This window comes from Amphibacillus cookii (assembly GCF_016908375.1).
Lineage (GTDB): Bacteria > Bacillota > Bacilli > Bacillales > Amphibacillaceae > Amphibacillus_C > Amphibacillus_C cookii.
In genome coordinates this window covers 377,155-390,490 of the sequence record NZ_JAFBDS010000001.1, presented here as the reverse complement: position 1 = coordinate 390,490, position 13,336 = coordinate 377,155, and the positions used below count along the sequence as shown (strand labels likewise).

Genomic DNA, 13,336 nt, shown 5'->3' with positions numbered 1-13,336 from the left:
AAAAATGACCGACCAAACATTGGTCACTATATTTTAGGAGGATTTTATTATATGTCGAACATTCAAGAAAGTGCGAGTGCACTTGAACAAGCTATCCGTGATAGCGAAGAATTTAACAGCTTAAAGGCTGCTTATGATGCAGTGATGAGTGATGAAATCGCAAAGAAAATGTTTGATGATTTTCGTAATACTCAATTAGAACTTCAACAAAAGCAAATGCAAGGTCAAGAAATTACTGAAGAAGAAGTTGATCAGGCACGTAAAATTGTTGAAACTGTGCAACAGCATGATCAAATTTCTAAGCTTATGGATGAAGAACAACGTGTCAATGAGTTAATCAATAATATTAGTCGTACGATTACAAAGCCATTAGAAGAACTTTATGGCGCACAAGATTAATGCTGAAAACCTTAAAAACCATTAGGCCTCTCTAAGGACTAATGGTTTTTTTATATCGACTCTAATAGTAGAGGACAAATAAAAGGCTCTATACTAAATATGATGGTAGTGTTTATCGTATCAAGGCTTTAAAGGAAGTCAAAAAAATACACAGATCCCTCTCTTTTATTACCCTAAATTGCTAAGAGCAAGAGAGAAAGCATGCACATTCATTTTATGTTCATGTAAAAACTACAATATAATGATAAATAGGCGTTTTATGGATAGTTATGCCTTTTAACAAAGAGATGGTCTGGATATGACTATTCTGTTATATCGTTATCCACCGCTCATAAATTTTATAATTTTCTAGACGAAAAAAAAGCTAGCTAATGCTAGCTTTTTACCTTATTTCTTCTCCATCACCTTATCAATTAAACCATATTTTTTAGCTGCCTCTGCTGACATGAAATTATCACGGTCTGTGTCTTTTTCGATCACTTCTAATGGTTGACCAGTTCGATCAGAGAGAATTTGGTTTAATTTTTCCCGCATTTCTATAATTCGTTTAGCATGAATTTGAATATCTGAGGCTTGGCCTTGCGTCCCGCCTAATGGCTGGTGAATCATCACTTCACTATTTGGCAAAGCATAGCGTTTTCCCGGTGCTCCAGCCGCAAGTAAAAAGGCACCCATTGAAGCAGCCATCCCGACACAAATCGTCGATACATCAGGTTTAATAAACTGCACCGTATCATAAATCGCCATACCAGCTGTAATCGAGCCACCCGGTGAATTAATATAAATAGAAATATCTTTGTCAGGACTCTCTGCTTCTAAGAATAAAAGTTGAGCGACAATACTATTTGCAACATTGTCATCAATCCCACTACCTAACATAATAATCCGATCTTTTAATAAACGAGAGTAAATGTCATATGCACGCTCTCCTCGATTTGTTTGCTCAATAACTGTAGGTATTAAATTCATAACTATCTTCCTCCTTAAGGATACACATAATAAAATTTCTTCATTACTTTAATAGTACCTAATTGGTCAATAAAGGTCAAATAAAACGAACCTTCAACCCGTGGACGGATACAGGACATAGATCATGCAGACGTGGGCCTACAGGATATAGGTGATGCAGACGTTGCCACAGGACGTGACCTACGATCTTACCCGCCCACTGCGGTTAATTGAGTGAATTAGGACAAGAGTATCCGTTATCTCCAGCCTTAATAGATGAGCTCTGTTCTCTATTTTGAGGCGGGCCTTTTACGGACGGTTATCTGTGATCGTTCAATTCAACACATTTATTAACTACATCTTCCCCGAACAAATGGAAAATTAAACCTCGTTCATTATTATAACAGACAGCTGACTATTTTTCTTGTTTTATCAATGATTAGGTAAATCTGTAATATTGCTCATTGAAATATATGCTTATATCCGTTATAATATTTCTTGTCCTTTTGTTTCTATTATGCGCTCGTAGCTCAGGGGATAGAGCAATGGTTTCCGGTGCCATGTGTCGGGGGTTCGAATCCCTCCGAGCGCGTTAACAGACAAGATTTCATCATTATGATGAAATCTTTTTTTATTTTAAACCCGTTACAACAAGGAAGCTGAGCGATCGTATAAATAAAACGAACCTTCAATCCGCGGGCGGAGGGCTACAGGATTGTAGGTCATACAGACGTGGGCCTACAGGATGTAGGTCATGCAGACGTTGCCACAGGACGTGGCGATCTTAGTCTGTAATCCTTTTAAAGATGTGGCGGTTTTAGTCTACGATCTTACCCACCCACTAATGGTGAGTGCATCAGGACATGAGCGTCAGTTATCACCTACACCTAGATAGATTTATCTCTACTTTCTAATTGAGAGGGGGTTTTACAGTCGGTTATCCAATTATCATTACCGCTTCATAGGGCAATTTGCTATAATATAAAGAAATAGTTATTAGAGGGGTTTAAAGTATGATCAACCAATTAAAACAACTTTATCCTAGTTTAACCATTATCAATGAGCAGGAAAGTGTGGATTTCTATGCGTATAAATGGTTTACGACATCATCGAATGATGTGATCGGTATTGCAAAAACAGAGCTAGATGATAAAGATTTAACCTTGTTATCACTTATGTTAACACCCTACCATGGTGCACATCCACCCATTACAGCTCGAGAGCAACTTTGGTATCAATTACTATTTGAACAATTTCCAGAAACGTTTAACCTTCTGTCTAAAGATTATCGCTTTGTCTACTTTAGCTTATCTGAATCGTTAACAGATCCAACAGATTTTCGTGAAGCAATTGATGGGTTATATCCCATCACCCCACCACTGATGTGGATTGATCAGCAATCAGGTATTATCATTGAAGAACAGCGTTTTCTCGAGGAAGATAATCCATCATATTTTGAAATGGCTGAGATTTTCACAAGCGATTTCTTAATTGACGTCCATTTTTATATTGGCCCATATATGACTTCTCCTACCGATGCAAAACGTTATTATCATTGGATGAAAGATAGCTTTAATCAAATGAAAGCTTTTAATGTCAAGTCAGTGATGTCTTATGTTTCTGCTGTACCTTATTTATTACCGACATTAAGTGCAGAACACGATTATCATTTTTTAGTTAAAGCAATTTTAAAAGAAACAGCAACTGATGAAGAATTATTGCGCTCCATCCAAACATTTCTTGAATGCAATTCAAACACAAGTCTTGCTGCTAAAGAAATGTATATGCACCGTAATAGTCTACAGTATCGAATTGATAAATTTATCGAGAAAACTGAAATTGAGGTAAAACAATTTGAGGGTGCTATTTCTGTATATTTAATTTTGTTAATAAAGCGCTATCTTGATTGAATGATAGCTGAAAACCATTTTTGTAAGCGTGCACAAACAAAAGATAACTTTTTGTGCATGATTAACATTTACCAATACACCATTTTAAAGTAGACTTAACCCATCAAGTAAAACGCTTACAATTTTGAGGAGGATTTTACAATGGCTGAATTATCATTAAAGAATATTGATAAAGTTTATGAAAAGGATGGCGTCAAAGCGGTTGATGATTTTAATCTTGAAATCAAAGACAAAGAATTCATCGTATTCGTTGGTCCATCGGGTTGTGGTAAATCAACAACTTTACGTATGATCGCAGGTCTTGAAGAAATTACAGCAGGTGAATTTTACATTGATGATAAGCTAATGAATGATGTCGCACCTAAAGATCGTGATATCGCCATGGTGTTCCAAAACTATGCCTTATATCCACATATGAATGTATATGACAACATGGCATTTGGTTTGAAGTTGCGTAAATTTAAAAAAGATGAAATCGAACGCCGGGTTAAAAATGCGGCACAAATACTTGGTCTTGAACCTTATTTAGATCGTAAACCAAAAGCACTTTCTGGTGGGCAACGCCAACGTGTTGCGCTCGGTCGTGCTATCGTTCGTGATGCAAAGGTATTCTTAATGGATGAGCCATTATCAAACTTAGATGCTAAACTGCGTGGTCAAATGCGTGCTGAAATTCAGAAGCTTCACCAACGTCTACAAACAACAACCATTTATGTTACACACGACCAAACCGAAGCGATGACGATGGCAACGCGTATTGTCGTACTTAAAGATGGAGTAATTCAACAAGTTGGGGCACCGAAAGAAGTATATGATAAACCGGACAATATCTTTGTAGCTGGCTTTATCGGGTCACCTGCAATGAACTTTTTCAATGGAACGTTAGAAGAAGCTGGATTCCGCCTTTCCGAAAAACAAACCATTCAAGTCCCTGAAGGAAAAATGAAAGTTCTTCGTGAACAAGGCTATATTGGTAAAGAACTTGTGCTGGGTGTGCGCCCTGAAGATATTCATGATGAACCTGTTTTTGTCGATGCAAACCCTGGTTCAACAATCAAAGCCCAAATTGAAGTGGCGGAGCTGATGGGATCTGAATCTTACTTGTATTCAAAATTATCTGATCAAGAATTCATTGCTCGTGTAGATTCACGCACCGATGTCGATGGTGGCGATAATATACAATTGGCTTTCGATATGCACAAATCCCATTTCTTTGATGTAGAAACAGAGTTAGCCATTAAATAAGTGTTTACCCCCCTTTATGATACAAAGAGAGGCATCGATTATAATTATCGATGCCTCTCTTCAATTTTCTAACTTATAGCTTTACAGATAGCCGTCCTAAAACGCCCACTGATTAAAGTTTTTTTTATTTAAGAACGTGGGCCGATTTGATGCTGTGCTTCTTGGACGAGTCTTTTAGTGATTTCACCACCAACTGATCCATTTGCACGTGCAGTTTCACTCGGTCCAGGTGTAACTCCGAATTCTTGTGCAATTTCATATTTCATTTGCTCTAACTTTTGCTCAACACCGGGAACAACAAGTTTATTTGTTTGATTTCTATCAGTCATCGTTGTTCACCTCCTTACTGCTAGTATGGGTAAAACTATTTACTTTAATAGCGTTAATTACTAGCTCGCAAGGAAAAATCTAGCGCGATTGACTACACATCGCCAATCATTCGTTTAGGATCTACCCATTGATCAAATTCAGCTTCCGATACCAAGTTAGATTGTATCGCGGCTTGCTTTAATGTTAATTGCTCATCAAAGGCTTTTTTAGCAATTTTCGCGGCTTTTTCATACCCTATATATGGATTTAATGCTGTGACTAACATAAGTGAATCATTTAAATAAGCAGTCATTTTCTCTTCGTTAGGTGTTAGGCCCACCAAACAACGTTCAGTAAAAGAACAGATACTGTCTGCTAACAAACGTACCGATTGGAGAAAATTATATGCAATAACAGGTTTAAACACATTTAATTGAAAGTTACCTTGACTAGCAGCAATACCAATCGTGGCATCATTCCCCATCACTTGAACAGCAACCATTGTCAATGCCTCGGCTTGAGTAGGGTTGACTTTCCCTGGCATAATTGAACTTCCTGGTTCATTAGCAGGAATGTCAATTTCCCCAAAACCTGCCCTCGGTCCACTAGCTAGCCACCTAACGTCATTGGCTATCTTCATCAAGTCGGCAGCTAATGCTTTCAAAGTACCATGTGCACGTACCATTTGATCATGGCTCGTTAGTGCATGAAATTTATTAGTAGCTGATTGAAAAGGGCGATTTGTAAATAACGTTAATTGTTCTGCAACGATTTTCCCAAATTGCGGATTAGCATTAATCCCAGTACCAACTGCGGTGCCACCGATTGCCAATTCATGCAAATACGTTAAATCTTCTTTTATCATGATAGTCATTGTTTCAACCATATGTAACCAACCCGTTATTTCTTGTCCAAATGTCAGTGGTGTTGCATCTTGAAGATGTGTACGTCCTATCTTAACGACATGTTTGTACTTCTCACTTTGGTGTTTTAATGTTTGTGTGATCATCAACAATGCGGGTAATAATTCTTCCTCTATCGCTAACACACTGGCTATATGCATAGCAGTGGGAAAGGTATCATTAGAGCTCTGCGATTGATTGAGATCATCATTTGGGTGAAGGCGCACGTCTTGTTGTCGATTCATTAAATATTGATTACCGATATAACTGAGCACTTCGTTTACGTTCATGTTCGTTTGGGTGCCACTACCTGTTTGCCAAACAACAAGTGGAAAATGCTCTGTTCGCTCACCAGATAACAAGCAATCACACGCATAAATAATGGCTTCCCTTTTTAACTTCGATAGATTGCCTAACTGATGATTGGCGATCGCAGCACTTCGCTTTAGCATAACAAAAGCTTCTATCAATCGATCTGGCATCTTTTCATTACCAATCGGAAAATTTTCAAGACTTCGTTGGGTTTGAGCGCCCCAATATTTATTTTGTTCGACTTCAATCGGTCCGATGGTGTCATACTCCGTTCTTTTATCCATTTCCTAATTCCTCCGCTAACCGTTTTTCTTATTGTATCATAATTTTTAAGTTTTTCTTCAGTTAGCTTGACTCAGTACAGGACAACAAGCTATCTAACCTAAAAAAGCACCTGCAAAACTACTTTTTGCAGGTGCTTTTTATTAATAATGATAGCCAAAATATTCTTCTAGTGTTAAATCTTCTTCATAGAGATGAGTGGCAAGTTCCTCACCAAGATAGCGAAGGTGCCATGGTTCAAACTCATAACCCGTAATGTCTGTTTTTCCTTCCGGATAACGAATAACAAAACCAAACTGATGGGCATGCTCAACTAACCAACTACCTTCATCCGTTTGATCAAAAGCTTGATCAAGTAAAAATGAAACAGAAGCCGCACTTACATCCATCGCTAAGCCGGTTTGATGCTCGCTCGTCCCAGGCTGCGCTGAAAAACGATCGGCCTCCTCTTGCCCTTTATTAGCAACATTACTTTGATAAATCGTCTTTTGGCGCTCATAAGAGCGATAACCTGAGACCGCAACAAGATCAATTCCCTGTTCATCAGCCTGTTCAAATAATAACTCTAATGCTTCAGCCGCCTCTTGTCTTAATAAACGACGATTAACACCTTGTTGCGATAAGTGCTCAACATCGGGTTCAACTAAATCATCAGGTTCGTAGCCTTCAGGTAAACGACGTTGTTTATTAACATAAACCTCAATACTGTCAGGGTTATCAACCACATATAATTCTGTCTCTGGATCAATACCTGCGACGTTCTTATCATGATCTTGTTCGTCAGATAATTCAACAATTCCTTTTTCGATTAGAACAGATCCGCGCTTCTGTGACACCATATCAGCATGTTTAGCCGTATCATCTTGCTGTATTTGCTGACAGCCATTAAGAAATACTAGCGTTATTAGCGTTGTCGTTATTAATAATTTCATTGTGAGTCACCTCAATTTATTACACTCCCTACACTATAACATAAATTTATCATTAACAAATAGACACATTTTTCCTCAACTGTAAAGATGACATGATAAAACCTTGTCAGATACTGACAAGGTTTTATCATGTCAATATTCCCAAGCATAATGTTTTTTAGCCTCACTTATTTCTTTAAAACGTTCAACATCGTGTTGGTCAATGGCTTCGTTAATTTGTCGATCAAAATCTGCTTTATTCCAATCTGCAATAAGCGAATCTAACATTAGTTGTGCAGTTAGCTTTATTTCAAATGATAAATCTCGCTTTGCTATCATGTATTTTGCATAATGACGATGGGTGCGTTGCAAACAATAATACACTTTTTGTTTTTTCATGGAATCCAGCCCCTTTTATCCCATTTTAGTTGATGCTGTAGGGTTAATTATCTATATTTATATTTTATATACCCTTTTCCATGATAAGTAAACGGTTTTTTTTTTGCATTATGGGTAAATTATCATAAGAGAAATTGATAGCTGCTAACTGAAGAGCAACCCATTTTTCAAGCGTAATCATCCCGCGTGTATCTTAATCGTTCACTTATAGTCTAAATTGAATCAACATAGGAAAAAAATAGTGTAAGATGTTCTGATTTAATGAACCAGCCATGATTAAAGGTTCGTTGAGTGAATCAAAACATTAGACTCCGTTATCACCCACCTCAATTGATTTGCTCTACTCTCTATTTTGAGGGAGGTTTTACGGACGGTTATCTGTGATAAACTGTTTTTATGCCGTTTTCAGGAAGGAAGAGACGCAATGAATCCATATGATCAATTAAAAAAAGGAGAACGCGGCGCATGGGTAAGTATCTTCTCATACCTTCTTCTCGCTATCGCGAAATTAATCGTATCTTATTTTGCCAATTCCCAAGCCCTTCGAGCGGATGGATTGAATAATACAACCGATGTCATCGCCTCAATCGCGGTGTTAATTGGGTTACGCATTTCTCGTAAACCACCGGATGAGGATCATCATTATGGACACTTCAAAGCTGAATTAATTGCGTCTTTAATGGCCTCTTTTATAATGGTGACGGTAGGTTTACAGGTAATCTTAATTTCCTTTCAAATCATCTGGTCAGGTACTTATACACAGCCAACTGCATTGGCAAGTTGGACGGCTTTAATTTCTACAATGATAATGATTGCTGTCTATGTATTTAACTTACGTTTATCAAAAAAAATAAATAGTAGCTCATTGTATGCAACAGCTCAAGGCAATAAATCAGATGCGTTAATTAGCTTATCCGCATTAATTGGTATTTTAGGCGCGCAAGTAGGTTGGTACTGGCTTGATCCCATTGCCGGTATTTTTGTTGGGGGTGTTATCGTTTATACTGCTTGGAAGATTTTTAAAGATACAAGTCATACGTTAACAGATGGATTTGACGATGATACCGTTGCGGTAATTCGTACATTTATCGAGGAAGATCCCGAAATCATTAAAGTGAGAGATATTAAAGGGCGACATCATGGTAATCAAACATTTCTTGATATTATTATCTATGTGAATCCCTCAATTACCGTTGCGCAAGGGCATGAGATTACTGATCGTATTGAAATTGCTTTAGCTGATCAATATAGTATTCCTCATGCACATATCCATGTAGAACCCAACCTTGAGACCATTGATGATTAAAGCACGAAATAAACAACAACCGAAGCGCCTAAAACCACAAGGACAATATGAACACGGAATAGCGCTAAAATAATAGCTGCTACCCCACCTACTAGCCCTATGTATGGACGCTCAGGAACCACTGTTAAAATACCAGGGAAAATCAAAGCACCTAATGCCGCATATGGAATGACCTCTAACCAGCGACCGATCCATGTTGGAAATTTTACACGTTCAATAATAAAAGCGGGCATAAGACGTGGAATGGCTGTAACTACTGCCATTAAAGTAATAATGAAAAGTGTTGGCATTACTTTTCCCTCCTTATGATAAACGTTCCAAAGAAGCTTGCTAGTATTGTTGCAATTACAATCGCCCAACCTTCTTGTATGAATGGGTTAAAACTGTAATTAGATAACATTGCTAAAATAGCAATTATAGCATAGCGGACATTGGTCTTCACAGATGGTATAAGTAAAGCAATAAACATCGCATAGAGGGCAATGCCTAAACTCTGACTAATCGATTCCGGCATAACGTCACCAAGCATTCCGCCCAATAGGGATCCAACTACCCAAGATAAATAGGCTTCAAGAAAAATCGCTCCATAAAAGTAGTAGCCCTTCTCTTGCTTTGTAGGTTTCACCTCTATCGAAGCCACTGAAAAAGATTCATCTGTTAAGCCAAGTGTCAACGGTGCTTTCCAACGCAAAGGAAAATCTCTTGCTTGATGCATAAAGCTTAGGCTCATAACAAAATGTCGAAAATTCAACACAAAAGTAGCTAGTACAATTTCAATCGAACCCGCTCCAATCGCAAGCATGTTCGTCCCCATGAATTGAGCAGCCCCCGCATATACCAATACACTCATACTGGTTAGTTCAAATAAACTTAACCCCGCTTGTTGCGCTAAAACACCGTATGTGATCGCAATTGGGATATACCCTAACATAATGGGTAAGCCAGCAGTTAAACCTTTTTTGAATTGACTACGAGCTTGCATGACATCCCCACCTTTTTATTTTTTTATCTAAAAGTATAGCATGTATAACAACTATTTGTCGGCGTTTTTTAAAGAAATCAAAAATAATTTCACTCATCAGAATTTTTTAAAAAATGCTAACGCCATTTAAAAAGCTAGCCACTCAATGGCTAGCTTTTTGACGTGTCTTGTTCTGTTAAAATTAATGGTCCGTCTTTTGTTACAATAATAGTATGTTCAAATTGCGCAGAGCGTTTGCCATCTACCGTGCGTGCCGTCCAATTATTATCATCCATTTTACTATGCCATGCCCCTTCATTAAGCATCGGTTCAATGGTAACTGCCATTCCTTCTTTGAGGCGCGCACCTTTACCTGGTAAGCCATAATGAGGAATGTGAGGCGATTCATGAATCGTTGGACCAATGCCATGTCCAGTAAAATCACGAACAACTGAGAACCCCTCAGCCTCAGCATATTGCTGAATAGCATGACCAATATCACCAAGGCGATGACCGACTTGTGCTTGCTCGATGCCTTTATATAATGACGTTTTTGTTACATCCAGTAAATGTCTCGTTTTTTGGTCAGCTTCTCCGACAGCATAAGTCCATGCTGAATCCGCCAAGCCTCCATTCAAGTTAACGACCATATCAATCGTCACGATGTCACCTTGTTTTAGTTTTTCATCTCTTGGAAAACCATGACAAATTTCATCATTAATTGATGCACAAGTTGCATACTCGTAACCATTGTATCCTTTTTGTTCTGGTGTTGCGCCATGGTCAGCTAAATATTTTTCTACAAATTGATCAATCTCTGCTGTTGATATACCTGGCTTTATCATTTTAGCGATTTCTTTATGAACATTTGCGAGTAATTGACCTGCTTTTGCCATCATTTCAATTTCACGCTTACTCTTTCGTTGAATCATCGTTCAAACCCCTTTCTATCCATAGATACTATAACATATTTTCTCTTTATGTGTCTGCTACTATTTATGTTAGTATTTATTGACTATACTCAGGATAAACAGTACATTCAACAAGAATTTAAACGTCATCTAAGCGTCCTAACACCATATAACCCGCCAGCAATCTTTTCTGGTCCAGCCACAAACCGAACTTCAACTTCTGATTTACCCACAGTTAACTGTTCTGGAATAGGATAACAATGACTAATCAGGACTCCGGGTTGTTCTGCCTTTAATTTCTCTGTTACAATCGATTCACCTTCAACCAAAATATTAAATTCTCGTTGATAATTCACACCCTCAATAAACAAATCTGTATCGCCTCCGTAATAAGTGACCATTAAAGTGTTAGATAAATGTGGTTCTACTGTAAGGATATAGCTTACAAATCCACCATTACGTGCATCGCGCCAATGGCGGTCAACAAGATTTAAATAACCAGTTTGTGAGTTTTCAAATTTGATCTTGTGTTCTGTCTCTGGTTGTTGTTCACCCGGCTGAACCACATCAATAGTTTGTTCACGGAGTTGTTTCGTAGTCTGTTTATCTTTATCAACACCCTTTATATAATCTGATTCACTAGTAACTCGCCAATATAACGTGTATCGCTCATGATGTAAGTTGTAAAAAGGAATCAGCTCGATCGTTTGATCACCTGGTTGAGCAATAGGGGCTGTCTCAAAAAGCAGTTGGCTTTGGTCTTTAAGATGTAACCAAGTTTCAATTGGATCTGTAGTTACTAGCGTCGGTACATCAATTAACGGATGGTTATTATAAACTTGATGATCTGCAACGATATCTGTCTCAGGAAACTGTTCTCTACCTAACTTTCCAGCTAAAACAACCGGTCCATATAAGAAAGCTTGATGATCGGGTTTGTCCTTAGCCAGATAACGGTGTAGTGCCATAGGGAGTTGCCATGTGATCATATCACCTTTAAACCATTCGCGTGAGATCACGAGATAACCCTCTTCTAAGTGGTAATCAACCCGTTCACCATTGATACGAAGTTGACTATCTCCTATCAACCAATAGGGTTGGCGAATATGTAACGTTAATGGGCTACCACTCCCTTCATTAACAATAAGTTGACTCACTGGTTCATAAGGAAATCGGGTCTCTTGTGTAAACTGCAACTGTTTATCTTCTAAAGTTATTGTTGCTGGAATAAACAGATTGATATATAACGACTGATCTTGACGTATAAAAATATTTTTTGCATAACGTGCAGGATTTTCCATACCACTTCCTGTACAACACCAGAAAGACTGATCAGGTGTACAGTAGACTTTAAAATGTCCAGGTTCAGTTGAAACAAAATACGTTTTCATACCTGAATCTGGATCTTGCGAAGCTAAAATATGATTGTATAATGCATTCTCATAGTAATCCATGTAACGACTATCGGGAGACCATTTAAAAAGATATTCCGTCAATTTTAACATATTATATGTGTTACATGTTTCAGTAGTAAGTACACCTAAAGGTTCCGTATCTTCTCTTCCAAAATGTTCTGCATGACTATTCCCACCGATAACATAGGAACGGTGATAAACAACGCGATCCCAGAAATATTCCGCGATTTTTCTATAATCTTCCTTTCCTGTTAAGTCATACAATCGTGCCACGCCTATTACTTTTGGAATTTGCGTATTGGCATGTTTGCCAGCAAGATCATCAATTTGGTTACGTAATGGCTGTAAAATTACTTGATGGTTAAAACGTTCAGCTAATTGAAGAAATCTCTTTTCATCTGTTAATTGATATATATCTGCCATCACTTCATTCATACCACCAAACTCACAAATTAACATGCGTTGAAATTGTTGGTTTGTTAGATGACGCAAACCTCTTTCTGCCCAATTGGCAAGCGTTACAACGACATCCTTAGCCTTATTGACGTGTGCAAAATGATAAGCATCAATAAGACCAGCAAAAATTTTGTGAATACTATACCAGGGAACCCATGATCCAGCTAAACTAAAATGTTCAACACGAAATTCACCGGTAAATACTTCCTCGAAACAATCCTTCTTAAACCCACTCACATAGCCGTCCGCATCTAATTTTTGCAGATAAGCCAATTCATCAACTGCATATTCTATTTTCTCTTTTAGCTTATAGTCATGTGTGTACTGATACATCATCGAAGCTGCCGATAACCAATGTCCTGCTGAATGACCTGCGATCTCCATTTCCTCCCATCCACCATAGCGAGGCGCTTTCGCTTCTTTTCCTAAAGCTTCATAACATGGGGCAATCAGTCGATCAATCTCGAGTGCAAGTAAATAGTCCTTTCCTTTTTGTTGCGCATCTTGAAAAAAACCTGAATTTAATTTAACAGATTCCATGTACACCATCCTTTCTAACTCGCATTTTTCTGACATTCACATATTAATGAAAAATACTGTCTATATAAGGAGTTTGCAATACTTTCAAATCAGTAACCATGCCATTCCTTTGGATTGACCTATCTTTTTT

14 protein-coding genes and 1 tRNA gene are annotated in these 13,336 nt (G+C 37.9%); 6 read left to right on the top strand and 9 right to left on the bottom strand.

Features of this window, described 5'->3' with window-relative positions; all coding sequences use genetic code 11:
- Positions 1-51: 51 nt before the first annotated feature.
- Complete coding sequence (locus JOE23_RS01645; protein ID WP_204435550.1) at positions 52-399, top strand: YlbF/YmcA family competence regulator; 348 nt, start codon at positions 52-54, stop codon at positions 397-399.
- Positions 400-786: 387 nt separating this feature from the next.
- On the opposite strand, the gene clpP is transcribed toward JOE23_RS01645, so the two are convergent.
- The gene (gene clpP / locus JOE23_RS01640) at positions 787-1,368 is read right to left on the bottom strand and encodes an ATP-dependent Clp endopeptidase proteolytic subunit ClpP (RefSeq protein WP_204435549.1); all 582 of its coding nucleotides are present in this window, start codon (positions 1,366-1,368) and stop codon (positions 787-789) included.
- 498 nt (positions 1,369-1,866) lie between these two features.
- Here clpP and JOE23_RS01635 point away from each other — a divergent pair.
- From JOE23_RS01635 to JOE23_RS01620, 4 genes are all read left to right on the top strand, one after another.
- A tRNA-Arg gene (locus JOE23_RS01635) sits at positions 1,867-1,939 on the top strand.
- Between the two features lie 162 nt (positions 1,940-2,101).
- The gene (locus JOE23_RS01630) at positions 2,102-2,242 is read left to right on the top strand and encodes a hypothetical protein (RefSeq protein ID WP_204435548.1); all 141 of its coding nucleotides are present in this window, start codon (positions 2,102-2,104) and stop codon (positions 2,240-2,242) included.
- 118 nt (positions 2,243-2,360) lie between these two features.
- Positions 2,361-3,257, top strand: a complete 897-nt coding sequence (locus JOE23_RS01625) for a PucR family transcriptional regulator (RefSeq protein WP_204435547.1) — start codon at positions 2,361-2,363, stop codon at positions 3,255-3,257.
- Positions 3,258-3,398: 141 nt separating this feature from the next.
- The gene (locus JOE23_RS01620; RefSeq protein WP_204435546.1) at positions 3,399-4,502 is read left to right on the top strand and encodes an ABC transporter ATP-binding protein; all 1,104 of its coding nucleotides are present in this window, start codon (positions 3,399-3,401) and stop codon (positions 4,500-4,502) included.
- Positions 4,503-4,630: 128 nt separating this feature from the next.
- On the opposite strand, the gene JOE23_RS01615 is transcribed toward JOE23_RS01620, so the two are convergent.
- From JOE23_RS01615 to JOE23_RS01600, 4 genes are all read right to left on the bottom strand, one after another.
- Entirely contained in the window at positions 4,631-4,831 is a 201-nt protein-coding gene (locus JOE23_RS01615) for an alpha/beta-type small acid-soluble spore protein (RefSeq protein ID WP_204435545.1), read from the bottom strand.
- Between the two features lie 92 nt (positions 4,832-4,923).
- The gene (gene fumC, locus JOE23_RS01610; protein WP_204435544.1) at positions 4,924-6,309 is read right to left on the bottom strand and encodes a class II fumarate hydratase; all 1,386 of its coding nucleotides are present in this window, start codon (positions 6,307-6,309) and stop codon (positions 4,924-4,926) included.
- A 141-nt stretch (positions 6,310-6,450) separates the two neighbouring features.
- Entirely contained in the window at positions 6,451-7,239 is a 789-nt protein-coding gene (locus JOE23_RS01605; protein WP_204435543.1) for a M15 family metallopeptidase, read from the bottom strand.
- 132 nt (positions 7,240-7,371) lie between these two features.
- The gene (locus JOE23_RS01600) at positions 7,372-7,617 is read right to left on the bottom strand and encodes a hypothetical protein (protein ID WP_204435542.1); all 246 of its coding nucleotides are present in this window, start codon (positions 7,615-7,617) and stop codon (positions 7,372-7,374) included.
- A gap of 424 nt (positions 7,618-8,041) precedes the next feature.
- Between JOE23_RS01600 and JOE23_RS01595 the strand changes: the two genes are divergently transcribed.
- Complete coding sequence (locus tag JOE23_RS01595; protein WP_204435541.1) at positions 8,042-8,923, top strand: cation diffusion facilitator family transporter; 882 nt, start codon at positions 8,042-8,044, stop codon at positions 8,921-8,923.
- Here JOE23_RS01595 and JOE23_RS01590 read toward each other — a convergent pair.
- The 4 genes from JOE23_RS01590 to JOE23_RS01575 form a co-directional block, all read right to left on the bottom strand.
- Positions 8,920-9,213, bottom strand: a complete 294-nt coding sequence (locus JOE23_RS01590) for an AzlD domain-containing protein (protein ID WP_204435540.1) — start codon at positions 9,211-9,213, stop codon at positions 8,920-8,922. The genes JOE23_RS01595 and JOE23_RS01590 overlap by 4 nt on opposite strands.
- On the bottom strand, positions 9,213-9,905 hold the full coding sequence (locus JOE23_RS01585) for an AzlC family ABC transporter permease (RefSeq protein ID WP_204435539.1): 693 nt from the start codon (positions 9,903-9,905) through the stop codon (positions 9,213-9,215). Before JOE23_RS01585 ends, JOE23_RS01590 begins: the two co-directional genes overlap by 1 nt.
- 149 nt (positions 9,906-10,054) lie before the next feature.
- Positions 10,055-10,816 (bottom strand): type I methionyl aminopeptidase, encoded by a 762-nt coding sequence (gene map, locus JOE23_RS01580; RefSeq protein ID WP_204435538.1) that lies wholly within the window; start codon positions 10,814-10,816, stop codon positions 10,055-10,057.
- 125 nt (positions 10,817-10,941) lie between these two features.
- A complete protein-coding gene (locus tag JOE23_RS01575) occupies positions 10,942-13,206 on the bottom strand; it encodes a glycoside hydrolase family 127 protein (RefSeq protein ID WP_204435537.1) in 2,265 nt (754 codons plus the stop codon).
- Positions 13,207-13,336 lie beyond the last annotated feature (130 nt).

What these genes read in the sequence shown, in the direction of transcription:
- JOE23_RS01620 (WP_204435546.1), top strand. Translation starts at nt 3,399, where the DNA reads ATGGCTGAATTATCATTAAAGAATATTGATAAAGTTTATGAAAAGGAT.
- JOE23_RS01625 (WP_204435547.1), top strand. Translation starts at nt 2,361, where the DNA reads ATGATCAACCAATTAAAACAACTTTATCCTAGTTTAACCATTATCAAT.
- fumC (WP_204435544.1), bottom strand. Translation starts at nt 6,309, where the DNA reads ATGGATAAAAGAACGGAGTATGACACCATCGGACCGATTGAAGTCGAA.
- JOE23_RS01585 (WP_204435539.1), bottom strand. Translation starts at nt 9,905, where the DNA reads ATGCAAGCTCGTAGTCAATTCAAAAAAGGTTTAACTGCTGGCTTACCC.
- JOE23_RS01575 (WP_204435537.1), bottom strand. Translation starts at nt 13,206, where the DNA reads ATGGAATCTGTTAAATTAAATTCAGGTTTTTTTCAAGATGCGCAACAA.
- clpP (WP_204435549.1), bottom strand. Translation starts at nt 1,368, where the DNA reads ATGAATTTAATACCTACAGTTATTGAGCAAACAAATCGAGGAGAGCGT.
- JOE23_RS01630 (WP_204435548.1), top strand. Translation starts at nt 2,102, where the DNA reads ATGCAGACGTTGCCACAGGACGTGGCGATCTTAGTCTGTAATCCTTTT.
- JOE23_RS01605 (WP_204435543.1), bottom strand. Translation starts at nt 7,239, where the DNA reads ATGAAATTATTAATAACGACAACGCTAATAACGCTAGTATTTCTTAAT.
- map (WP_204435538.1), bottom strand. Translation starts at nt 10,816, where the DNA reads ATGATTCAACGAAAGAGTAAGCGTGAAATTGAAATGATGGCAAAAGCA.
- JOE23_RS01595 (WP_204435541.1), top strand. Translation starts at nt 8,042, where the DNA reads ATGAATCCATATGATCAATTAAAAAAAGGAGAACGCGGCGCATGGGTA.
- JOE23_RS01615 (WP_204435545.1), bottom strand. Translation starts at nt 4,831, where the DNA reads ATGACTGATAGAAATCAAACAAATAAACTTGTTGTTCCCGGTGTTGAG.
- JOE23_RS01645 (WP_204435550.1), top strand. Translation starts at nt 52, where the DNA reads ATGTCGAACATTCAAGAAAGTGCGAGTGCACTTGAACAAGCTATCCGT.
- JOE23_RS01590 (WP_204435540.1), bottom strand. Translation starts at nt 9,213, where the DNA reads ATGCCAACACTTTTCATTATTACTTTAATGGCAGTAGTTACAGCCATT.
- JOE23_RS01600 (WP_204435542.1), bottom strand. Translation starts at nt 7,617, where the DNA reads ATGAAAAAACAAAAAGTGTATTATTGTTTGCAACGCACCCATCGTCAT.